General features: G+C 73.5%; 15 protein-coding genes and 1 tRNA gene. 4 read left to right on the top strand and 12 right to left on the bottom strand.

Features of this window, described 5'->3' with window-relative positions; translation table 11 throughout:
- Window positions 1-124: 124 nt before the first annotated feature.
- Both ACGF12_RS08100 and ACGF12_RS08095 read right to left on the bottom strand, forming a co-directional pair.
- Window positions 125-1,633 carry a penicillin-binding transpeptidase domain-containing protein gene (locus ACGF12_RS08100; protein WP_393027102.1) on the bottom strand — a complete coding sequence of 503 codons (1,509 nt, stop codon included), beginning with the start codon at window positions 1,631-1,633 and terminating at the stop codon, window positions 125-127.
- Complete coding sequence (locus tag ACGF12_RS08095; RefSeq protein WP_393027100.1) at window positions 1,633-3,057, bottom strand: FtsW/RodA/SpoVE family cell cycle protein; 1,425 nt, start codon at window positions 3,055-3,057, stop codon at window positions 1,633-1,635. Before ACGF12_RS08095 ends, ACGF12_RS08100 begins: the two co-directional genes overlap by 1 nt.
- Window positions 3,058-3,365: 308 nt before the next feature.
- Here ACGF12_RS08095 and ACGF12_RS08090 point away from each other — a divergent pair, with 308 nt between their 5' ends.
- From ACGF12_RS08090 to ACGF12_RS08080, 3 genes are all read left to right on the top strand, one after another.
- A complete protein-coding gene (locus ACGF12_RS08090) occupies window positions 3,366-4,688 on the top strand; it encodes a VWA domain-containing protein (RefSeq protein ID WP_393027098.1) in 1,323 nt (440 codons plus the stop codon).
- Window positions 4,689-4,690: 2 nt separating this feature from the next.
- A complete protein-coding gene (locus tag ACGF12_RS08085) occupies window positions 4,691-5,554 on the top strand; it encodes a peptidase (protein WP_393027096.1) in 864 nt (287 codons plus the stop codon).
- A gap of 75 nt (window positions 5,555-5,629) precedes the next feature.
- Complete coding sequence (locus ACGF12_RS08080) at window positions 5,630-6,070, top strand: universal stress protein (protein ID WP_393027094.1); 441 nt, start codon at window positions 5,630-5,632, stop codon at window positions 6,068-6,070.
- Window positions 6,071-6,078: 8 nt separating this feature from the next.
- On the opposite strand, the gene ACGF12_RS08075 is transcribed toward ACGF12_RS08080, so the two are convergent.
- The 10 genes from ACGF12_RS08075 to ACGF12_RS08030 form a co-directional block, all read right to left on the bottom strand.
- Complete coding sequence (locus ACGF12_RS08075; protein WP_393027092.1) at window positions 6,079-7,698, bottom strand: DUF2079 domain-containing protein; 1,620 nt, start codon at window positions 7,696-7,698, stop codon at window positions 6,079-6,081.
- Window positions 7,699-7,713: 15 nt separating this feature from the next.
- Window positions 7,714-8,937 (bottom strand): glycosyltransferase 87 family protein, encoded by a 1,224-nt coding sequence (locus ACGF12_RS08070; RefSeq protein ID WP_393027090.1) that lies wholly within the window; start codon window positions 8,935-8,937, stop codon window positions 7,714-7,716.
- Window positions 8,938-9,290: 353 nt separating this feature from the next.
- Window positions 9,291-9,364, bottom strand: a tRNA-Ala gene (locus ACGF12_RS08065).
- Window positions 9,365-9,434: 70 nt separating this feature from the next.
- On the bottom strand, window positions 9,435-10,448 hold the full coding sequence (locus ACGF12_RS08060) for a hypothetical protein (RefSeq protein WP_393027088.1): 1,014 nt from the start codon (window positions 10,446-10,448) through the stop codon (window positions 9,435-9,437).
- A 150-nt stretch (window positions 10,449-10,598) separates the two neighbouring features.
- Window positions 10,599-11,207, bottom strand: a complete 609-nt coding sequence (locus ACGF12_RS08055) for a GNAT family N-acetyltransferase (protein WP_393027086.1) — start codon at window positions 11,205-11,207, stop codon at window positions 10,599-10,601.
- A 14-nt stretch (window positions 11,208-11,221) separates the two neighbouring features.
- Window positions 11,222-11,740, bottom strand: coding sequence for a molybdenum cofactor biosynthesis protein B (locus tag ACGF12_RS08050; RefSeq protein ID WP_393027084.1), 519 nt, complete (start codon window positions 11,738-11,740; stop codon window positions 11,222-11,224).
- On the bottom strand, window positions 11,737-12,177 hold the full coding sequence (gene moaC / locus ACGF12_RS08045) for a cyclic pyranopterin monophosphate synthase MoaC (protein ID WP_387615223.1): 441 nt from the start codon (window positions 12,175-12,177) through the stop codon (window positions 11,737-11,739). The genes ACGF12_RS08050 and moaC overlap by 4 nt, the downstream gene beginning before the upstream one ends.
- 304 nt (window positions 12,178-12,481) lie before the next feature.
- A complete protein-coding gene (gene glp, locus ACGF12_RS08040) occupies window positions 12,482-13,819 on the bottom strand; it encodes a gephyrin-like molybdotransferase Glp (protein ID WP_393027082.1) in 1,338 nt (445 codons plus the stop codon).
- Between the two features lie 26 nt (window positions 13,820-13,845).
- Window positions 13,846-14,766 (bottom strand): UTP--glucose-1-phosphate uridylyltransferase GalU, encoded by a 921-nt coding sequence (gene galU, locus ACGF12_RS08035; protein ID WP_393027080.1) that lies wholly within the window; start codon window positions 14,764-14,766, stop codon window positions 13,846-13,848.
- Between the two features lie 51 nt (window positions 14,767-14,817).
- Window positions 14,818-15,726, bottom strand: a complete 909-nt coding sequence (locus tag ACGF12_RS08030; RefSeq protein WP_393027078.1) for a GGDEF domain-containing protein — start codon at window positions 15,724-15,726, stop codon at window positions 14,818-14,820.
- 62 nt (window positions 15,727-15,788) lie between these two features.
- On the opposite strand from ACGF12_RS08030, the gene ACGF12_RS08025 reads away from it, so the two are divergent.
- A complete protein-coding gene (locus ACGF12_RS08025) occupies window positions 15,789-16,364 on the top strand; it encodes a 5-formyltetrahydrofolate cyclo-ligase (protein ID WP_393027076.1) in 576 nt (191 codons plus the stop codon).
- The last annotated feature ends 67 nt before the right edge of the window (window positions 16,365-16,431 follow it).

Genomic DNA, 16,431 nt, shown 5'->3' with positions numbered 1-16,431 from the left:
AAACAAACAATACCGATCGGCGCATTATGCGAATCGGCAGATCAGACATCACAAACCGGACACTTCGTACGCGCCGGATTTTCTGGACATCGGATAAAAGAGCAGGCCAGTGGCCCTGTCCGGGTCAGCGGCCGAGCACCGCCTGCATCACCGACCGGGCGATCGGCGCGGCCAGCGCGCCACCGGTCACGTCCGTGGCGTCACTGTCCGCGACGACCACGGCCACCGCGACCGGCGGCACCGCGTCCGAGCCGGCCGGCTTGGCCCAGGAGATGAACCAGGCGTACGGCGTCCCGCTGTTGTCCACGCCGTGCTGGGCGGTGCCGGTCTTGCCGCCGACCACCGCCCCGGCGATCCGGGCGTTGCCGCCGGTGCCGTTCTCGACCACGTCGGTCATCAGCCCCTGCACCTGCCCGGCCACCGCCGGGGTCAGCGCCCGCTTGTACACCTCCGGCTTCATCAGCTGCACCACGGTGCCGTCGCTCCTGGTCAGCTTGTCCACAAGCTGTGGACGCATCACCGTCCCGTTGTTGGCGACCCCGGCCGCGACCATCGCCATCACCAGCGGTGTGGCCGCGGTGTCGAACTGCCCGATCGAGGAGAGCGCCAGCTGCGACTGGTCCATCGCGGTGTCGAAGTTGGACCGGGCCGGGCGGACCGGCAGGTCCAGCTTCGGGTCGTTGAAGCCGAAACCCTCGGCCGTGGCCGTCATCGCCGCCAACCCGGTCCGCACCCCGAGGTAGCCCAGCACGCTGTTGCAGCTGGCCGTCATCGCGGCGTCCAGCGACAGGCCGGGCCGGTCGCAGGCCGCGCTGTCGTTGACCAGCGGCGTGGTCGTCCCGGGCAGCACGTACGGGAACGGCGCCCCGGTCGGCGCGTTCGGGTCGGTGACCACCCCGCTCGCGAGCGCGGCCGCGGCGGTGACCACCTTGAAGGTCGAGCCCGGCGGGTAGGTCTGGCGCAGCGCCCGGTTGAGCATCGGCTGATCGGTGTCGGCCTGCAGCCGGTTCCAGGCCGTCCGGTCGGAGCCGGAGGAGCCCGCGAAGTCGCCCGGGTCGTAGGAGGGGGTGCTGGCCAGCGCCAGGATCCGCCCGGTGGCCGGCTCGATCGCGGCCACCGCGCCCTTCTGCCGGCCGAGCCCGCGCATCGCGGCCAGCTGGGCGGCCTGGTCGATGGTGGTGCGGACGTCCCCGCCGGGGTTCTGCCGACGGGCGATCGCGTCCCAGAGCGACCAGCCGGTCAGCCGGCCGTCGGTGCCGGCCAGCAGGTCGTCCTCGGTGCCCTCCAGCTGGGAGTTGCCGTACGCCTGGGAGGCGAAGCCGGTGACGGCGGCGTAGGTCGGGCCGTCGGTGTAGGTGCGCTTGTACGCGTAGCGACCGCCGGTGGCCTGGGAGCCGGTGACGGCCTCGGCGCCGACCAGGATGTTCCCGCGCGGCTGGGCGTAGCGCTCGATGGTGAGGCGCTGGTTGGCGCTGTTGTGGTTGAGGCCCTCGGCCTCGAACACCTGCACCCGGGTGGCCTGCACGCACAGCGCCGCGACCAGCAGCAGGCAGAAGGTGGCCGCACGGCGCCCGGTGACCGAGATCCCGGGCAGCCCCTGCGGGCCGTTCCCCTTCAACCGGATCCGCGCCATCAGCCCACCTCCGGCGCGGGCCGCCGGGCGTCGTCGCTCATGCGTCCGGCTCGCTTCGCCCGGAAGCCGCTTCGCCCGGAAGCCGCTTCGCGACCACGCCGCCCGGCCTTGATCCGCTCACTGCCCTCGCTCATCCGGACGAGCAGCGCGACGATGATCCAGTTGGTCACCACCGAGGACCCGCCCTGGGCGATGAACGGCATGGTCATCCCGGTCAGCGGGATCAGCGCCAGCACCCCGCCGGCCACCACGAACACCTGCAGCCCGACGATCGCCGCCAGCCCGATCGCCAGCAGCCGCCCGAACGGGTCGCGCAGCGCGATGCCGGTCCGGAACCCGCGCGAGATCAGCACCGCGTACAGCAGGAACACCGCGATCAGCCCGGTCAGACCGAGTTCCTCGCCGATGGTGGCGAGGATGAAGTCCGACTTGGCGGCGAAGCCGATCAGCACCGAGTGCCCTCTGCCCAGCCCGGCGCCCAGCTCGCCGCCCCAGGCGAAGGCGAACAGCGACTGGGCGATCTGGTTGGCCCCCTTGCCCGCCGCGATCGAGCCCAGCGGGTCCAGCCAGTCCGTCACCCGGCTGTGCACGTGCGGCGAGAGCCAGCCCACCGTCACCGCGCCGACCGCCGCCAGGCCCAGCCCGATCGCGATCCAGCCGGTGCGCGCGGTGGCCACGTAGAGCATCACCACGAACAGGCCGAAGAAGAGCAGCGAGGTGCCGAGGTCGGTCTCCAGTACCAGCACGCCGACGAAGGCCACCCAGATCATCAGCACCGGCCCGAGCACCCGCCCGCGCGGCAGCTGCCAGCGCCAGACCCGGCGGCCGGTGAGCGCCAGCGCGTCCCGGTGCACCGCCAGGTAGGCGGCGAAGAAGACGGCCAGCAGGATCTTGGCGAACTCCCCCGGCTGGAAGGAGAGCGGCCCGATCACGATCCAGATCCGCGAGCCGTACACCGGCGGGAAGAAGATCGGCAGCACCATCAGGACCAGCGCCACCAGCGCCCCGAGGTAGGCGTAGCGCTGCAGCCACCGGTGGTCGCGCACCAGCAGCACCACGCCGATGAACAGCGCCACCCCCAGGCCCGACCAGAGCAGTTGGGTGGAGGCGGCGGCCCGGCCCGGGGTGACCCGGTCGAGGCGGTAGATCACCACCAGCCCGATCCCGTTGAGCAGCACGGCGATCGGCAGCAGCAGCGGGTCCGCGTACCGGGCCCGCCACCGGACGACGGCGTGCGCCGCCAGCGCCAGCACGCCCAGCGCGGCGCCGTACTGGGCCGCGTCGGCCGGCACCGTGCCGTCCAGGTTGACGCCGACCTCGATGTAGCCGAACACGGCGATCAGGACCGCGGCCAGCACCAGCACCAGCTCGGTGGTGCGCCTGGTCGGCACCGGCCGGGCGGGCCCGGCGGCGGATCTCGTCACGGCGGAGGGTGTCGCCACGGACCGTCCTGAGGGGAGGCGGGGAGTCGAAGGAGCCGACCGGGACCGGGGGCCGGCGCGGCGGCGCCCATGGTCCGATTCGTCACCCTAACGATCACTATCCATATGTATTGGTTATTCATTGCGGTGTGTCCGCCATTGTCGCAGGGCCACCCGCCCCCGACGGGACCGGCGCGAGCGCAGCGCCCGGTAATCCGCTCTCCACGCGCCGGAGTTCACACCCGGATGGGCAGGTACACCGCCCGGTCCCGTTTGGCCTTGACGAACTGATGATCCCTAGGATCTGGCGCGTGACTACCGGACGACGACCGAAGACCAGGCTCGGCAGCCTGCTGGCCGCCCTGGCGATAACGGGCGCCTCGCTGCTCCTCGGCCTGCCCGCCCATGCCGACGAACCATCAGCCGGCGCCTCATCCGCGCCCAAGGAGAACCCCAAGGTCGACCTGATCCTGGATGTCAGCGGTTCCATGAACACCGCCGACATCCAGGGCAAGAGTCGAATCTCGGTGGCCCAGAACTCGATCGACGAGGTGATCGACGCCCTTCCCGCGGAGGCCGAGTTCGGTATCCGCACCCTCGGTGCCACCTACCCCGGCAACGACAAGACCGTCGGCTGCCAGGACACCAAGCAGCTCTTCCCGGTCGGCAAGACCAACAAGGTCGAGGCCAAGACCGCGGTCGCCACCCTGCGCCCCACCGGCTGGACCCCGATCGGCCTGGCCCTGCGCGGCGCGGCCCAGGACCTCGGCAAGGGCGACGCCACCCGCCGGATCGTCCTGATCACCGACGGCGAGGACGACTGCTCCCCACCGGACCCGTGCGACGTGGCCCGTGAACTCGCCGCCCAGGGCGTCCACCTGGTGGTCGACACCCTCGGCCTGGCGCACGACGACAAGACCCGCCAGCAGCTGATCTGCATCGCCAACGCCACCGGCGGCAGCTACACCGACGTCCGCACCCCGGAGCAGCTCACCGGCAAGGTGAAGCAGCTGATCGACCGCAACGACGACACCTACACCGTCAACCCGGTCCAGACCAGCGGCACCGACAAGTGCGAGAGCGCCCCGGTGCTCACCCCCGGCGTCTACAGCGACCGCGAGAAGTTCTCCGAGCACCGCGTCTACAAGGTCCCGGTCAAGGCCGGCCAGGAGCTGCGCGCCTCGGTCAGCGTGGCGCTCGACCGCGCGGTGAACCGGGACTACGGCGTCCTGCTCCAGGCCACCAGCGCCACCGGCCAGGAACTCGTCCGCGGCACCGACGCCGGCAGCACCCGCACCGACGTGATCTCCACCGGTCTGCGCTGGTCCACCAACGACTCCAAGGGCTACGTCACGACGAGCCCGACCTCCTCGGCCAAGGACAAGCCGGACACCACCGTCTGCCTGGTCGTCAGCAACTCGCTGGCCCCGCAGGCCGGCGTGCACACCGACCCCGGCATGCCGGTGGAGCTGACCGTGGACCTCGCCTCCGCCTCGCCCGCCCCCGAGGGCGCCGCGATGGGCCTCGGCCGCGGCTGGATCCTGCTGCTCACCCTCACCCTGTCCGGCCTGGTCTTCGGCCTGGTCTCCGGCTGGATCGCACGCTGGCGCATCGCCGTCTGGCGGGAGAACTGACCATGCGTACGACGATCCGCGGCGCCCTCGCCGCCCTCGCCCTGCTGCCCGCCCTCGCGCTGGGTGCCCCGGCCGCCTCCGCCGCGCCCTCGCCGACGGCGACCGCCGGCGGCACCCCGGCCCCGGCCACCAAGGCCGGCACGTCCTTCCTGACCGCGGTCAACCTCTCCCCCGGCCAGGACGCCAACGTCGCCGCCTCCACCGGCGACTACCTGTACTGGGCGTTCGGCGCCTCCGAGGGCCAGACCCCGACCGTCAAGCTGACCGTCAACCTGGCCCCCTCGACCGACCGGCACGGCCCGCAGACCTGGACCGTCGAGGTCTTCGACGGACTGCGCCGCCGCCAGGCCTGCACCGCCGGCACCCAGAACGCCACCGGCGACCAGAGCACCACCTCCCTGACGCTCGACTGCACCCTGCGCGAGGTCCGCACCTGGGCCGAACCGTGGTCCGGCGACCCGTTGCCCGGCACCTACTACGTCCGGCTCTCGGTCACCGACGCCCCGCAGCCCGACCTCGGCCTGGCCGCCAACGCCCAGCTGCACGTCAGTGCCAAGGGCAACGCCGACAACGCCCAGCCGGAGGGCGGCGAGCTCAAGGCCCCGCTGGTCCCGCCGGTCGGCGGCGGCGCGAGCACGGCCAAGGCGGCGGCCCCGGTGGCCCAGAAGGAGCACTGGTACACCGGCTGGTTCTCCGGCTGGAACAGCCGCTGGTACTGGACCATCGGCGGCGGCTTCCTGGCCGCCCTCGCCGGTGTCCTCGGCTACAAGCTGACCCGGCACCCGCGCGGCCGGCGCCCCGGCCACTACGGCGCCGTCCCGCCCCAGGGCTCGCACCAGCACGGCTCCTACGCCGACCGCCCGTAGCGCCGTAGCCCCGAGTACCGGAGGGCCGGCCGGACACCGTTCCGGCCGGCCCTCCGGCGCGTCTACGCTCGAAGCATGCAGCCCCACGGCCGGATCGTGGTCGGTGTGGACGGCTCCGCGCCCGCCCGTGCGGCCGTCCGCTGGGCGGCCCGCCTGGCCGGCCTCACCGGCGGCCCGCTGGAGGCGGTGGCCGTCTGGGACTTCCCCTGCCTCTACAGCGAGCACGGCCTCGTCCCGCCCGTTCTGGACGGCTTCGACGCGGAGCGGCGGGCGGCCGCCATCCTCGCCGAGACGGCCGGCCTCGCCGCGGCGGCCGCCGACCTCGCCGTCCCCCTGCGCCGCCACCTCAAGGCCGGGCCACCCGGCCCCGCCCTGGTCGCCGCCGCGACCGGCGCCGACCTGCTCGTCCTCGGCAACCGCGGCCACTCCACCCCGCCGGACGCCCCGCTCGGCACCGTCGCCCAGTACTGCCTGCACCGGGCGCCCTGCCCGGTGGTCATCGTCCGGGAGCCCTGAGGCGGCCGTCAGCCCTTGAACAGGTTGTGCCCCACGTCGGACGGCACCTCGTCCTGGACCGGCTTGCTGCCCGGCCCGGGCACGTGCTCGCCGGGCACCGGCTCACTGCCCTCCCGGTGCAGCAGCACCACCCCGTCCTCGGCCCAGAGCTGCCGGTAGCCGTGTGCCAGCAGCAGCTGGATCCGGTCGGCCTGCTCCTTGTCGGTCTTGAACGGGAAGGAGCGCTTGTCGGAGCGGGTGAGCACGTACTCGCGCCCGCGCGGCGTCCCGTCCACCAGCACCACGTCCGCCCGCGCGGTCAGCCGCGGCGCGATCTGGTTGTCCGCCTCCACCGAGGCCCCGTCCGGGATCAGCGCGGCCGCCCGGACCAGCGCGGCCTCGCTCGCCTTGGGCTCCCAGGAGGACGGCACCGCCAGCTGCAGCAGCCCGATCGGCACGGCCGCCACCAGCGCCACCCCGGCCGTGCCCAGGCCCAGCAGCCGGGCCCGCCGACGGGTGGGGTCGGGCCGCTCGGCGGCGCTCAGCCGGCCCAGCACCTCGATCGCGGCGGTCAGCAGGATCGGCCAGAGCATCGAGTCGTAGTGCCGGGCGATCGACCAGTGGTTGGGGTTGCTGGAGAGGATCCGCTCGGCCAGCAGCGGCAGGGCGCACAGCGTGGTGGCCGAGCGCAGCGGCAGCAGGAACATCGTGCCGAACAGCCAGAGCAGCAGCAGCGGCTTGAGCGGCTGGTCGAAGGCGGTCTGCACCAGCAGGAACGGGTTGTGCAGCAGGTGCCTCACGGCGTCGCCGCCGTCGTTGCCGAGCGTCTCGTAGTTCCAGTAGTAGCCCGGCTCCCCGCCCATCGCCGGAATCAGCCATTTGATCGCCACCGCCGAGGCGACCGGCCCGCCCAGCAGCAGCCCGATCCCGGTGAAGCGCCCGGCGCGGTCCCCGGTACGACGGGTGCGCAGCAGCAGCACCAGGCCGTACGCGCCGACCATCAGGCCGAGGTCCTCCTTGGTGCAGCACAGCAGCACCGCGGCGAGCACCACCGCGGCGTACCGGCGGGCCAGGCCGCGCTCCAGCATCAGCAGGGTCAGCGGGACGGCGAACGCCACCTCGTGGAAGCCGACCCGGGCGGCGACCAGCAGCGGCCAGCCGAGCGCGTAGACCAGCCCGGCCAGGTCGGCGGCCCGGCGGGCGGTGCGCGGCTCGGCGGCGGCGAAGCAGTGCGCGGCGATGCGTCGGATCAGCGGCACCCCGAGCGCGAACAGCAGCGCCTGCCCGATGATCAGCGAGCGCGGGTCGTCCCAGATCCAGTACAGCGGCGCGAGCAGCGCCAGCACCGGGGAGAAGTGGTCGCCCAGCAGCGAGAACCCGGGCGGGAACTCGTGGTGGTAGCTCTTCAGCGTCGAGACCGGCAGCCCGAAGTGGGCGTAGCCGCGCACGCCCTGGTCGAAGATGCCGAGGTCGAAGCCGCCGAGCGAGACGGAGGCCCAGCCCTGCAGGCCGACGGCGCACGTCACCGCGAAGCACAGCACGCCGAGCAGCACGGTACGTCGGGCCGGCGAGCCCAGGACGGCTGCCGCCCGGCGGACGGCCGGTACGGCGGCCCGGGGCGGCGACGGGGTTGCGGTCTGGGTGGTCACGTCGACTCTGATCCGTCAGGTCCGGTTGGTCAGGGCGGGGTCACGGTCGGGGTCGTGCCCGGGCTCATGGTCGAGCTTGGTGGCCAGCAGCGCCCAGGCACCGGCCGAGGCGTCGACGGCCTGGCGCCGGGCGCGGTACAGCCGCAGGCCGACGACGGCCAGCACGGCGATGCCGAGCGGCGGGTAGATCGCGCCGGGCAGCTGCCAGTACCAGGCGACGCCGCGGCCCCAGCGGTGCGGCACCGTCCACATCACGTGGGAGAGGAACACCACCAGCGTCACGGCGAGCAGCGCCTGCCGCGCCCTGGTCCTGGCCTCCACCACCAGCAGGGCGATCAGCGGGACGCACCAGACCCAGTGGTGGGTCCAGCTGATCGGCGAGACCAGCAGCGCCGTGAAGGCGGCGCAGACGGCGCCCCAGGCGTCGGCCCGGCGCAGCACCCGGGCGGAGCGCCCGGCGAGCACCGCCACTCCGAGCCCGAGCGCGCCGACCAGCGCGGAGGCGATCAGCCCGACCAGGCCGGGGTCGTTGACGTCGAGGAGCCGGCAGACGGCCCCGCGCAGCGACTGGTTGTCCACCAGCACGGTGACGCCCACCCGGCTCGGGTCCCAGAGGTAGGTGCTCCAGAACCCGTACGAGGCGTCCGGCAGCGCGAGCCAGCCGATCAGACCGGCGCCCAGGAAGGTGGCGATCGAGACCAGGCCGGCCCGGACCCGGCCGGTCAGGAGCAGGTAGACGGCGAACAGGCCCGGGGTGATCTTGATGGCGGTGGCCAGGCCGATGCCCACGCCCTTGAACCGGCTGCGGTCCGGGCGGGTCAGGTCCCACAGCACCAGGCAGAGGATGCCGAGGTTGACCTGGCCGTACTGAAAGGTGGTGAACACCGGCTCCAGCCAGACGCCGAGGCCGGTCGCGAGGATCACGGCGGCCGGGCGGGCGCGCTCGGGCCAGCCGGCCAGCCGGAGGGAGAGGTGGACGGCCCCGGCGAGCAGCGCGTAGTTGAGGAGCATCACCAGGACGCGCAGGGTGCTCACGTCGAACCAGGTGCTCGGGACGAACAGCATCGCGGCGAACGGTGGGTAGGTGGCCGGGAGGTCCCAGCCGGGCAGCCGCATCGCGTAGAGGTCCTGGCCGTTCACCACGGCCTGGCCCTCGGCCCGGTAGACCAGCATGTCGACCATGGTCGCCCCGTGCAGGTGCCGCACCAGGACGAAGGCCGCCAACGACACCGCCGCCACGCAGGCCGCCGCGATGGTCCAGGAATTCGGTCTTCCGGTTGCCGGGCCGCCTTCGGGCTCCTCCGGCTCCGCTTGTCGCGTCCACCGTTTCAGACCGAACTCGCGCACCGCGATGGCACCCCGTTGAGATAGACCAGATCGTTCCCTCGTCAGCGTCTGGGCCCACCCACCATAACCGACCCTTCTGAGACCCAAACGGCGTCAGAATCCACCCCGCGAGAGGGCTGTGACCTCCGCCACAGCGGTCGCTCCGGTCGGCCCGGGAGTCACAACCGGAGCCGCAAAACGCGAAATCCCGCCGGGAGTTGACTCCCGGCGGGATTTGCTGGACCGACCGGAGTCGATCCGTTGGGTGGAGCTGAGGGGATTCGAACCCCTGACCCCCTCGATGCGAACGAGGTGCGCTACCGGACTGCGCCACAGCCCCAACGAGAAGAAACTCTAGCACCTTTCGGAGGGGGTCCGTGACCACCCCCCTGGTCGGAGGGTGGCCACGGTCATTCGTTGGCGGCGCGGGGGCGGGCCTCCGGGGCGGGGGCCTCGGCGTACTGGTCGAACAGCGGGGTGCTGCGGGACTCGGTCGGGCGCCCGGCGGTCCAGGTGCCGGGGGCCGACAGGTCGAGGCCGCGGGAGACCCGGGGGGCGACCGGCGCGGTGACGTAGGTCGGCAACGGGACGGGCACCGGTTCCCAGGAGTCCGGGCCGGCCGCACCGCGCTCGCGCATGCCGTCGACCCACTCCTCGTGCTCGGTCGCCTCGGCCACCGCGGAGGCGGACACCGAGACGGTGGCCTCCTCGGGGTCGGCGGCCAGCCGCAGGTGCGGACGGCGGCCGGGCCGGTGCTCAGCGGGCGCGGCCGGGGCCGGCTCCGCGTCGACGGGGGCCTCGACGGTGGCCTGCTCGACCACCGGGGCCTCGGCCCGCTGCCGCTCGCGCCGGCGCAGCTGCTCGGCCGCCTGGACGGCCCGGGTGCGGTCCAGCTTCACCTCGTACCGCTGGCGCTCCAGCTTGCGCAGGTGGCCGATGTAGAGGGTGAGGAGGGCCCCCGGGATCGCCGGGACCCAGAGGAAGGCCAGTCCGGCCACCGCCGCGACCACGGCGCCGAGCGCGAAGGCGAGGAAGAGGGCGGTGACCATCCGGCGCCGGCGGGCCAGCAGCCGCGCCCGCCGCTCGACCCCGGTCGGCCCCGCGGGGGCCGGGCGTTCGACCGGGCGCTCGACACAGGGTTCGGCCGGGGGCTCGGGCTCCCGCCCGGCGGGGTCGTCGGAGGCGGCCTCGTCCCGTTCGGGAGGACCGTCGTTGCTGTGCTCGTCGTCACGCGGTTCGTCACCCAGGGCCCGGGCTGCCCGCCGCTCCAGTGCCGAACGCCCGGCCAGCAGGCGGATGGCGGTGCTGAAGCGTTCCGTCGGGCGTGCCTCGTTGAGTTCGTCCTGCCTGCGGAGCCACATCGGCACCAGATAGGCGGCCCAGGCCCCTACGATGACGGCGTAGATAAGGCCGCTACTGCTCACGATTCACACCGTACGGGCGCCGGGGAAGGCCTGGCAGCAATTTGGTGCGGCGTGTCGTGTGATCAAGCTGATTCTCCGACTATTTTGCCGGTATTTGTGACGGTCCGCCACCGCGCCGATGCCATATCGATATTTCTTTCGAACATATATTCAATTACCTGCCTCGTGCCCGGAACTGATCGCCCGCCACCGCTCCAACATCCCTTCCGGGACCTCGTCGGCGGTCAGGGCGTAGACCAAGTGGTCCCGCCAGTCGCCGTCGATGTGGAGATAGCGCGGGCGGATTCCCTCCGGGCGGAAGCCGAGCTTTTCCACCACCCGTCGGCTCGGGCTGTTCTCCGGGCGGATGCAGACCTCCATCCGGTGCAGTCCGAGCGTGTGGAAGCAGTAGTTCACCGAAAGCGCCACGGCGGTCGGCATGATGCCCCGACCGGCCACCGCCTCGTCGATCCAGTACCCGACATTGGCCGAGCACATCGAGCCCCAGGTGATCCCGCCCACGGTCAACTGCCCGACCAGCTGGCCCTTGTAGAGCACCACGAAGGGCAGCATCCGGCCGGCCGAGGCCTCGTGCCGCAGGAAGCGGACCATCTGCCGGTACGTCGGGCGGGGGCCCGCCGCCCGGCCCGCCGGGCCGGGCGGCACGGTGGCCTCCCAGCGCCGCAGCCAGTCGCGGTTGCGGCGGCTCACCTCCTGCCACTCGCGCTGGTCACGCGCCCGGATCGGACGCAGCGTGACCTCCCCCTCGTGGAGCTCCACCGGCCAACCGGCGTTCAGTGCGCTCTCCCGGAAGCCGGTGCCCCGGGCCGGGGGTGGTCCCCGCCGCCGAGCTGGTCGACCGCGTGGGCGAGCAACGGCTCCAGGACGGCCAGACCGTCCTTGACGCCGCCGGTCGAGCCCGGCAGGTTGACGATCAGGGTGCGTCCGGCGAGCCCGGCCAGACCGCGGGAGAGCGCCGCGGTCGGCACCTTGTCGCGCCCGTACGCGCGGATGGCCTCGGCGATCCCGGGGATCTGCCGGTCGATCACCCGGGCGGTCATCTCGGGGGTGAGGTCCATCGGCGAGATGCCGGTGCCGCCGGTGGTCAGCACCACGTCGTAACCGGCGGCGACGGCCTCGCGCAGGACGGTCTCCACCGGCTCGCCGTCCGGGACGACCCGGGGGCCGTCCACGGTGAAGCCCATGGCGGTCAGGCCCGCCACCAGCAGCGGGCCGCCCTTGTCCTCGTAGACCCCGGCCGAGGCGCGGTTGGAGACGGTGACGGCCAAAGCCTTCCCGGCCGACCCACTCATGCCGACACCTCCGGCGCGAACCAGTCGCCGCTCTTGCCGCCGGTCTTGCTGAGCACCCGGACGGACTCGATGCTGGCGCCCTTGTCCACCGCCTTGACCATGTCGATCACGGTCAGCGCGGCCACCGTCACCGAGGTCAGCGCCTCCATCTCGACGCCGGTGCGGTCGGCGGTCTTCACGGTGGCGGTGATCTCGACCGCGTCGTCCGCGACGGCGAGGTCGACCTTGACCCCGGAGACCGCGATCGGGTGGCAGAGCGGGATCAGGTCAGGGGTCTTCTTGGCACCCATGATCCCGGCGATCCGGGCCACCGCGAGGGCGTCGCCCTTGGGCACGCCCTCGCCGCGCAGCAGCTCGACCACCTTCGGGGAGACCCTGACCCGCCCGGCCGCCACGGCGGTGCGCGCGGTGGTGGCCTTCTCGGAGACGTCGACCATCCGGGCCGCGCCCTGCTCGTCGACGTGGGTGAGGCGGTCGCCGGGGCTCGGTGTCGTCACGGGTCACTCCAGGGGCGCGCAGATCGAATACCGCGCTACCGTACTCCTCCCCCGGCCGCGGGGTTACAGCCACTCGCCCGCTCCGTGATTCGCCCGCTCGCCTCCGAGGCGCTCGGACCCGGTGTCGACGGTCGGCGCTCCGGCGCTCGTGCCTCGCTTGTCGCTTCTCCCTTTCGACACCGGCGCGCCCCTTCGGCTCGGGGCGGGCCTTCGGCTCGGGGTGAACCTTCGGCTCGGGGCGGTCTCAGGAGTCCAGCAACACCACGTCGACCTCGCTGCCGGCCGGCAGTTCGGTGACGTCCTCGGGGACGGTGATCAGGCAGTTCGCCCGGGCCAGCGCGCCGACCAGGTGCGAGTCGGCGCCGCCCACCGGTTCGACGGTGCCGTCCGCCGCCGAGTGGCGGCCGCGCAGGAACTGCCGGCGGCCGGCCGGGGAGCGCAACGCGGTCGGGCAGAGCGCGCGCACCACCGGGCGGTGGATGTCTGCGGCGCCGAGCATGGTGCGGATGACCGGGCGGACGAAGAGCTCGAAGGAGATGTAGGCGCTCACCGGGTTGCCGGGCAGGGCGAGCAGCGGCACCCCGGCAGCGCCGCCGATCCGGCCGAAGCCCTGCGGCTTGCCGGGCTGCATCCGCAGCTTGCGGAAGTCGACCCCGCCGTAGGACTCGAAGACCTCCTTGACCACGTCGTACGCGCCGACGCTGACCCCGCCGCTGGTGACGATCAGGTCGGCCCGGCCGAGCTGGTCCTCCAGGACGCCGCGCAGCCGGTCGGCGTCGTCCGGGACGGCGCCGACCCGGTAGGCGATGGCACCGGCCTCCTGGGCGGCCGCGGTGAGGGTGAAGCTGTTGGAGTCGGCGATCTGCCCGGGCCCGACCGGCTCGCCGGGCTGGACCAGCTCGCTGCCGGTGGAGAGCACCACCACCCGGGGGCGCGGGCGGACCTTCACGGTGGCCCGGCCGATCGCGGCGAGCAGGCCGAGCTGGGTGGGGCCGAGCCGGGTGCCGGCCTCCAGGACGGTGGTGCCGGCCGCGATGTCGCTGCCGCGGCGGCGGATGTGCGCGCCCTCGACGACCGGGCGCAGCACCCGGACCTCCTCGTCGGCGACCGGCGCGGTCATCGCGGCGGCGGCGACCCCGGTGCCGGTGCCGCCGTCGGTCCACTCGACCGGGGCGACGGCCTGGGCGCCGGGCGGCACGGGGGCGCCGGTCATGATCCGGGCGGCCTGGCCGGGGCCGACCTTGGGCAGTTCGCCCGTGCCGGCGGCGATGTCGCCGACCACCTGGAGCGCCGACGGGTAGGCCTCGGTGGCGCCCTCGGTGTCGGCGGTGCGGACCGCGTAGCCGTCCATCGAGCTGTTGTCGAAGGGCGGCAGGTCACCGTCGGCGACCACGTCCTCGTCGAGCCGGCAGCCCCGGGCGTCGAGCAGCTGGAGCTCGATCGCGGGCAGCGGGCCGACCGCGGCGAGCACGTCGGCGAGGTGCTCGTCCACCGTCCAGAAGCGAGGAGCCGCCGGTGCCCGGTCCGCGGACCCGTCGCAGCAGGCTGCGGGGGTGGTGCTGTGCTCCGTGGACCCGGTCATCGGCGGCTCGCTCTCTGGTCGCGGTGTCAGTCCTGCATCTCGGAGCCGACGAACTCCCGGAGCCAGGAGCGGAACTCCGGGCCCAGGTCCTCGCGCTCGGCGGCCAGACGGACGATAGCGCGCAGGTAGTCGGCGCGGTCGCCGGTGTCGTAGCGGCGGCCCTTGAAGAGCACGCCGTGCACCTGGCCGCCGTCCGCGGCCTCGCGGGTGGTCAGCTCGCGCAGGGCGTCGGTGAGCTGGATCTCGCCGCCGCGGCCGGGCGGGGTCTCGCGCAGCACGTCGAAGACCAGCGGGTCGAGGACGTAGCGGCCGATGACGGCGTAGTTGGACGGGGCCTCGCCGGGCTCGGGCTTCTCGATCAGGTCGGTCACCTGGAAGACGTCCTCGCCGAAGCCGTTGGCCTTGACGGCGGCGCAGCCGTACAGGTGGATCTGGGAGGGGTCGACCTCCATGAGGGCGACGACCGAGCCGCCGAGCTCCTGCTGGACCTCGATCATGCGGGCGAGCAGCGGGTCGCGCGGGTCGATCAGGTCGTCGCCGAGCAGGACGGCGAAGGGCTGGCCGGCGACGTGCTGCTCGGCGACCGAGACGGCGTGGCCGAGGCCCTTGGGGTCGCCCTGGCGGACGTAGTGCATGTTGGCCAGCTCGACGGACTCGCGGACCCGGCGCAGGCGGTCCTCGTCGCCCTTGCGGACGAGGAGCTCCTCCAGCTCGTAGGCGCGGTCGAAGTGGTCCTCCAGCGCGCGCTTGTTGCGGCCGGTGACCATCAGTATGTCGGACAGGCCGGCCGCGGAGGCCTCCTCCACGACGTACTGGATCGCCGGCTTGTCGACGACGGGCAGCATCTCCTTCGGGGTGGCCTTGGTCGCCGGGAGGAAGCGGGTGCCCAGTCCGGCTGCGGGTACCACGGCCTTGGTTACCGGAATGCGGGAGGTGGTCGTCGTCATGCGTTTACCTTACTCAGGCACGTTTTCGCCCGGCCGAGCGCCGTCGAACGGCTAGGACAGCGCGTCGCGGGGCACGGCCACGGTGGCAGGCGTATGGGAAGCGACCGGCTGGGAGAGGGGGTCCCCTCCGGTACAGGCGGACACACTACCCGCCTTTCCCGAACGGTCACCCTCGGCAGTCGCCGCCCCTTCCGTAGCGGAAGCGGCCTGTTCACGGCGTCCGGTGGGACGCTGCCCTGACCTCGGGACGGCCCGCCAGCAGTCGCCGCCGGCCGCCCGGGCCTCGGCCAGCGCCGCGTCGGCGGCCCGCAGCAGGACGGCTGCGTGGGCGCCGTCCTCGGGCAGCACGGCGACGCCGGCGGCGGCGGTGAGGCCGTTGCCGTGGGCCGGCCGGGGCGCGCGGGTGCCGGAGGACCAGTCGAGCAGCAGGTGGCGGCGGACCGACCAGACCAGGCGCTCGGCGACCTGTGCGGCGCCCTCGGCGCCGGTGTCCGGCAGCACCACCAGGAACTCCTGGCCGCTGTAGCGGCCGAGGGTGTCGGCGCGACGGATCTCCATCGCGAGCCGCTGGGCGAGGTCGCGCAGTATCGCGTTGCCGCGGGCGCGGCCGTGCTCGGCGATGACCGCGTCGAAACCGGTGATCTCCAGCAGCAGCACGGCCAGCGGGCGCGGGCCGTCGGCCTGGTCGGTGTGCTCGGCGCGGCGGGCCCGTTCGATCTCCCGGTCCAGGGTGAGCTGCAGGTGGCGGTAGTTCCACACGCCGGTGAGCGGGTCGCAGGAGGCGGTGCGCTCCAGCTCGGCGCAGCGCCCCTCCAGTTCGGCGACCCGCGCCCGCAGCCGTCCCTGCTCCCCGGCGGCCTCGGCCCGCTCCCGGCGGGCGCGCAGCCCGAGCACGGTGGCGCCGGCCAGCGCGGGGGCGCTCAGCGCGGCCAGGGCCTGGACCAGCAGCGGGGTGGACAATCGGGGCGCCCTTTCGCGTGGCAGGCTCTGCGCGTCGATGGTCTGGAGACGCGGAGGATCCGGTGCACAACGAGAAGAGCGACCTGAGGACACGGCTGTTGACGCGGCGCCGCGCACTTTCGGCCGAGGGGCGTGCGGAGGCCGCCCGTGCGCTGGCCGGGCACGCCTGGGAGCTGGCCGCGGCGGGCGCCACGGTGGCCGCGTACGTCTCGGTGGGCTCGGAGCCCGGGACCAGGCCGCTGCTGGACGCGCTGCGCGAGGACGGAGTGCGGGTCCTGCTGCCGGTGCTGCTCGCCGACAACGACCTGGACTGGGCCGAGTACGCCGGGCCCGAGACGCTCGCCCCGGCCGGGCGCGGGCTGCTGGAGCCGGTCGGGCCGCGGCTGGGGCCGGAGGCCGTCACGGGGGCCTCGCTGGTGCTGCTGCCGGGCCTGGCGGTGGACCGCGACGGGCTGCGGCTGGGCCGGGGCGGCGGCAGCTACGACCGGGTGCTGGCCCGGCTGGAGCGGGCCGGGGCGCGGCCGGTGCTGGCGGTGCTGCTGTACGAGTACGAGCTGCTGGAGCGGGTGCCGGCCGAGCCGCACGACCGGCCGGTGGACCTGGCGGTCACGCCGTCGGGGGTACGGACCTTCGGGTGAGCTGCCGCCGGCCCCCGGGACGCGGGCGGCCCCGCTCCCTCCGGAAGGGAACGGGGCCGCCCGCGCG

This window comes from Kitasatospora sp. NPDC048296 (assembly GCF_043201815.1).
GTDB lineage: Bacteria > Actinomycetota > Actinomycetes > Streptomycetales > Streptomycetaceae > Kitasatospora.
Note: the sequence above shows the minus strand (reverse complement) of the source record. Positions and strands in the feature narration are given on the sequence as shown.

Excerpts from the sequence above, each read along its gene's own strand:
- ACGF12_RS08100 (WP_393027102.1), bottom strand. The coding sequence starts at position 1,633 with ATGGCGCGGATCCGGTTGAAGGGGAACGGCCCGCAGGGGCTGCCCGGG.
- ACGF12_RS08085 (WP_393027096.1), top strand. The coding sequence starts at position 4,691 with ATGCGTACGACGATCCGCGGCGCCCTCGCCGCCCTCGCCCTGCTGCCC.
- ACGF12_RS08080 (WP_393027094.1), top strand. The coding sequence starts at position 5,630 with ATGCAGCCCCACGGCCGGATCGTGGTCGGTGTGGACGGCTCCGCGCCC.
- ACGF12_RS08050 (WP_393027084.1), bottom strand. The coding sequence starts at position 11,740 with ATGAGTGGGTCGGCCGGGAAGGCTTTGGCCGTCACCGTCTCCAACCGC.
- moaC (WP_387615223.1), bottom strand. The coding sequence starts at position 12,177 with ATGGTCGACGTCTCCGAGAAGGCCACCACCGCGCGCACCGCCGTGGCG.
- glp (WP_393027082.1), bottom strand. The coding sequence starts at position 13,819 with ATGACCGGGTCCACGGAGCACAGCACCACCCCCGCAGCCTGCTGCGAC.
- galU (WP_393027080.1), bottom strand. The coding sequence starts at position 14,766 with ATGACGACGACCACCTCCCGCATTCCGGTAACCAAGGCCGTGGTACCC.